The organism is Allobosea sp., assembly GCF_048595345.1.
Lineage (GTDB): Bacteria > Pseudomonadota > Alphaproteobacteria > Rhizobiales > Beijerinckiaceae > Allobosea.
This window is the reverse complement of record NZ_JBMDWH010000168.1, coordinates 1-5,051: the sequence shown is the minus strand read 5'-3', so window position 1 is coordinate 5,051 and position 5,051 is coordinate 1. Positions and strand designations below refer to the sequence as shown.

The window sequence follows — 5,051 nt, the reverse complement described above, 5'->3', positions numbered from 1 at the left end:
CATCGGCGTCGGCACCATCTTCGGCAACTTCCTCTCCGGCGCCCTGCGCAACCCCTCGGCCGCCGACGGCCAGTTCCCGCGCGCCTTCATCGGCGCGGCGCTCGCCGAAGGTCTGGGCATCTTCGCGTTCGTCGTGGCGCTGGTTCTGCTGTTCGTGGTCTGACGCTTTCGAGCGTCTTTCCACCTGCTACCCAAGTCGCGCGCGCCGGCCGGTTCGGAACGGCGGGCGCGGCTCCTTTCCGATCTTCCGCGCTGAAAGGCACCCCATGCCGGTTCGTTCTTCAGAGCTCGTGCGACACGGTCGGGCGTTCGCGCTGGCCTGCTTCGCCGTTCTGGTGGCTGGCGCGGCGCAGGCTGCCCCTCACGGCGAGAGCGGCGAGGGCTCGTCCTTCCCGCCCTTTGACCCCTCCCATTTCGCCAGCAATCTGTTCTGGCTCGCGATCACCTTCGCCGCCCTCTACTGGCTGATGTCGACCGTGGCGCTGCCGCGCGTCGGCGAGATCCTGGAAGAGCGCTCGGCCAAGATCAGCGGCGACCTCGACCAGGCCAACGCCATGCAGGCGAAGGCCGAGGAGATGGCGCAGGCCTACGAGAGGGCCCTCGCCGAAGCCCGCAAGAATGCCCAGGGCATCGCCCAGCAAGCCCGCGAGGCCGGCGCCAAGGCGAGCGACGCCCAGCGTCACGCCACCGAAGCCGATCTCGCCGCCAAGCTCGCGGCGGCCGAGGCGACCATCGCCCAGACCAAGGATGCGGCGATGAGGAATGTCCGCGACCTCGGCACCGACATCGCCGTGGCGATCGTCACCAAGCTCACCGGCCAGGCGCCGACGGCGGCCGAAGCCTCGGCTGCGGTCGACCAGGCCCTCACCCGCGGCTGAGGAGAGGCCTCATGGATACCTTTTGGGTCGGCGTCGCCCTCGTCATCTTCCTTGCGGTTCTGGTCAAGTTCGGCGTGCCGAAGGCGATCGTGAAGGCGCTCGACGCCCGCGGCGAACGCGTCGCGCAGGAGCTGGCGGAAGCCCGCCGCCTGCGTCAGGAAGCCGAGAAGCTGCTGGCGGAATACGATGCCAAGCGCAAGGCCGCCGAGGCCGAGGCGGCCGAGATCGTCGCTTCCGCGAATGAGGAAGCCAAGCGCCTCGCCGCGGAGGCCGAAGCCAAGCTCGCCGACTTCGTCGCCCGCCGCACCAAGTCGGCGGAGGAGAAGATCGCCCAGGCCGAGAGCCAGGCCGAGGCCGAGGTGCGCGCCGCCGCGGCGGATGCCGCGACCAAGGCCGCCGAGGCCATCCTGCGCGGCCAGATGGCCGGCGGCGCCGGCGATGCCGCCTTCGCCTCCGGTCTCGCCGAGGTTCGCGCCAAGCTCAACTGAGCCCACACGTATCGCAAGCAATCCAACGCCGCTCCTTTGGGGCGGCGTTTTTGTTTGCCGGGCTTTTCGAAGCCTGGCTGCTCTCAGCCGAGGTCACCGGTATTCGTTGCGGATGGCGTCGTCGTGGATAAGCTGAGAGGTGGTGATCGTCCCGGACGAGCTGCCCTCGGGTCCGATCGATCGGCACAAAGACAAGCGCCGCAGCACGTGCTGATATCGCACGGAGCCACGACGTCATCCCGGACGAGCTGCGAAGCAGCGCCGCTCCGGGATCCATCGTCGAGCCCCGATGCCCTTCGATGGATCCCAGGGCAAGCCCGGGATGACGGAGTGGTTCCGCGAAAACTCAGCATGCTTTAGCAAGATGCCGGACCACCGTGATCGCGTCCGAGGGGACGCGCGAGGGTTCAGGGTCGCCCGGGACGCCCCGTAACGCATTGACAGGCGAATCTCATGGCAGGCTGCATCTCCCGCCGCATCCATTGGTTCATCGGATTGCTGGGCCTCGCCATGGCGCTCCCCGCCCAAGCTTTCGACAAGGTCTCGATCCCCTCGCGGGACGGCGTCGCGCTGACAGGCTGGCTCGCCCTGCCCGCTGCCACCGGCCCCTCCCCCGTGGTGATCGGCCTGCATGGCTGCGCCGGGCTCTACAACCGCTCGGGCGAGATCGGCGCGCGGGAGGCGGACTGGTCGCAGCGGTTGAACACAGCCGGCATCGCGGTGCTGCTGCTCGACAGCTTCGGCCCCCGTGGGATCAAATCCCTGTGCAACGATCGCGAGCGGGCCCTGACACCGGCCGGCCGCGCCCGCGATGCCTTCGCGGCGCTGGACTGGCTGTCGGGACAGAGCTTCGCCGATCCCAAGCGCGTCAGCGTCATCGGCTGGTCGAATGGCGGCTCGACGGCGCTGCGTGTCGCCGGAGAGCGCGAGGCTTCACGGCTGCGCCATGTCATCGCCTTCTATCCCGGCTGCTCGCCATTGCTGAAGCGGGAGTGGCGACCGCACACCGATACCGCGATCTTTCAGGGCTTGGCGGATGACTGGACGCCCGCCGCCCCTTGTCAGGAGCTGGCACAGCGCAGCGGCTTGCGCTTCGTCGGCTATCCCGGCGCCTATCACGATTTCGACCATCCGAACCTCAGGCTCCGCGAGCGCCAGGCCGCCTTCTCGCAGCGGCCGGACGGGCTGGTCACGATCGGCAGCGACCCGGCGGCCCGGGCGCAGGCGATCGAGGCGGTGATGGGGATTTTGAAGAGCCCTTGATGGGTCAGTCCGGGCCGGCGGGCCCGTCATTGCGGGGGAGTGCAGCGACGAAGCAAGCCAGGGAGACGTAAAGCGCTGCCACCCCTGGATTGCTTCGCGGAGCCATTGGGCTTGCCGCCGGCAAGACCCGAGGGCTCGCAATCACGGCTGTCCAGACTGCTCAGCCTCGAAGACAGTCAGGCCTGCCCGCCCCCTTCGCCCGTCCCGTTCCCTTCAGTTCCGCAGGGTCGTGCCGGGCGCCGGCCCCTCGCCCGCGGTGTTCACCGGCCGGGCCGGCGGCATGGCGGCCGCCTTCGGCTTCGGCTTGCGCGCCTGGATCGTCGAGGTGACGATGCCTTGCGGCGTGTCGAGCCCATAAATGTCGTCGCGGAATTGCACCTGGCCGTCCGCGCCCTGCCAAGCGGTGAGGTAGACCCAGGCGACCGGCACCGGCTTCTTCAGCGGGATGTTCTTGCGCTCGTTCTTGGCGATCTCGGCATCGATGGCCGGCACCGTCCATTCGGTGCCTTCCAGCAGCCAGGCGGCGAGTTCGCGCACACCCTCGATGCGGGCGCAGCCCGAGGAGTTGAAGCGGATGTCGTTCTTGAACAGCGTCTTCTTCGGCGTGTCGTGCATATAGACCGCCTCGCTGTTGGGCATGTCGATCTTGAGCTGGCCGAGCGAGTTGGTCGGCCCAGGCTCCTGCCGCACATAGAAATAGGGGTTCTTCAGCGTCGCCCAATTGACGCTGGCAGGTTCGATCTCCTTGTTCTCGGCGCCGAGCAGCTTCATGTTCGACTTGGCGACGAAGCCCGGATCCTTGCGCATATGCGGGATGATGTCGGCCTTCACGATCGACATCGGCACCGTCCAATAGGGATTGAGGTTGACCGAGGTGATGCTCGCCTGGATCACCGGCGAGGGCCGGTCCGGCCGGCCGACGATCGCCAGATGGCGCTCCTTCACCTGCCCGTCCTCCACTGCCTCGACACTGGCGCCGGGGATGTTCACGACGACATAGCGATGGGCGAAGTTGAAGCCGTTGCCCTTCAGCCGTTCCAGCGTGGCGGTGAGCTGGTTCAGGCGCATCTCGACCGGGGCGTTCATCGCCTTCAGCGTCAGGCGCCCGACCGTGCCCAGATCGGACAGGCCGTGGCGGCGCTGAAAGCGCTTCACCGCCTCCACGACCGCCGCATCGTAGACATCTCCCGGCATCGCCTCGGCCGGCAGATCCCCACTGGCGGCGAGGCGCTGCTTGAGCGCAACCACGTCGGGGCCGCTGGAATCGGGCTTCAGCGCCGCGGCGCCGGCGGGAACCTTGGGCCAGCCGCCCTTGGCGGCGATGTCCTCATGCGCGATCAGCGCCTCGAGCGTGCGGTCATAGGTGTTGGGGCCATAGCTCGGCTCGTTGGCGCGCAGGGGCGACGCCGAGAGGGCGGCCAAAGCCGCCGTCGCGAGGATGGCGTTACGCAGGAACATCGAACAACCCCCGAGCCGCGCAAGGCGGCACGACGGGGATCATTCGGCACACATGGTCAAGGAATGCTTAAGCGGATGCGTCGGTGCTTCATCATGCTGACGCCGGGAGTCAGCGGGATGATCGGAGATGTCCGCATCGCTTGTCATTCCGGGGCTTCGCGGAGCGACGAACCCGGAACCCATGACGGGGTGCCACGACAAGCTTACCTATCGGGCTCCCGGTCGTGTGTTCCGGGTTAGCCCTTCGGGCCACCTCGCAATGACAGGTGCTTACTCCGCCGCTTCCTTCAGCGGAGCAGGTGCCGTCCATTTCAGCACCGGCTGGCGGGCCGCCCGGGTCTCATCGAGGCGGCGCATCGGGGCGTGATGCGGGGCGCCGGTGAAGCGCTCCTTGTCGTTGCCCCTGGCGGCCATGGCGAGATCGCGCAGCGTTGCGACAAACAGGTCCAGCGAAGCCTTCGATTCCGACTCGGTCGGCTCGATCAGCATCGCGCCATGAACGACGAGCGGGAAATACACCGTCATCGGGTGGTAGCCTTCGTCGATCATCGCCTTGGCGAAGTCGAGCGTCGAGACGCCGGTGCCCTTCAGCCAGTCATCGTCGAACAGCGCCTCGTGCATCGAGGGATGGTCCGGGAAGGGCAGCGACATCAGGTCCTGGAGGCCGGCGCGGATGTAGTTGGCATTCAGCACCGCGTCCTCGGAAGCCTGCTTCATGCCGTCCGAACCGTGACTCAGCATGTAAGCGAGGGCGCGGACATACATGCCCATCTGGCCGTGGAAGGCGGTCATGCGGCCGAAGGGCTGGTTGTCGGCCGGCGCTTCCTCGCGCGTCTCGATCAGCTGCGGCTCGCCGTTCTCGACATGGATGAAAGGCACCGGCGCGAAGGGCGCCAGTCGCTCCGACAGCACGACCGGCCCGGCGCCGGGCCCGCCGCCGCCATGGGGCGTCGAGAAGGTCTTA

Annotated in this window: 6 protein-coding genes; 4 read left to right on the top strand and 2 right to left on the bottom strand. The window is 67.8% G+C overall.

What is annotated here, in order from left to right; all coding sequences use genetic code 11:
- The 4 genes from ACOJTB_RS15325 to ACOJTB_RS15310 all read left to right on the top strand — a co-directional run.
- The coding region (locus ACOJTB_RS15325; protein WP_420103390.1) for an ATP synthase subunit c family protein at positions 1–163 on the top strand (163 nt) is incomplete at its 5' end.
- Positions 164–266: 103 nt separating this feature from the next.
- Positions 267–878, top strand: a complete 612-nt coding sequence (locus tag ACOJTB_RS15320) for a F0F1 ATP synthase subunit B family protein (protein ID WP_420103389.1) — start codon at positions 267–269, stop codon at positions 876–878.
- A gap of 11 nt (positions 879–889) precedes the next feature.
- Positions 890–1,366, top strand: coding sequence for a F0F1 ATP synthase subunit B family protein (locus ACOJTB_RS15315; RefSeq protein ID WP_420103388.1), 477 nt, complete (start codon positions 890–892; stop codon positions 1,364–1,366).
- 453 nt (positions 1,367–1,819) lie between these two features.
- On the top strand, positions 1,820–2,629 hold the full coding sequence (locus ACOJTB_RS15310; protein WP_420103387.1) for a dienelactone hydrolase family protein: 810 nt from the start codon (positions 1,820–1,822) through the stop codon (positions 2,627–2,629).
- Positions 2,630–2,842: 213 nt separating this feature from the next.
- On the opposite strand, the gene ACOJTB_RS15305 is transcribed toward ACOJTB_RS15310, so the two are convergent.
- Together ACOJTB_RS15305 and ACOJTB_RS15300 are read right to left on the bottom strand one after the other, a co-directional pair.
- A complete protein-coding gene (locus ACOJTB_RS15305) occupies positions 2,843–4,087 on the bottom strand; it encodes a L,D-transpeptidase family protein (RefSeq protein WP_420103386.1) in 1,245 nt (414 codons plus the stop codon).
- Between the two features lie 270 nt (positions 4,088–4,357).
- Positions 4,358–5,051, bottom strand: a 694-nt coding sequence (locus ACOJTB_RS15300; protein ID WP_465248409.1) for a PLP-dependent aminotransferase family protein, incomplete at its 5' end; no start/stop codon positions are given.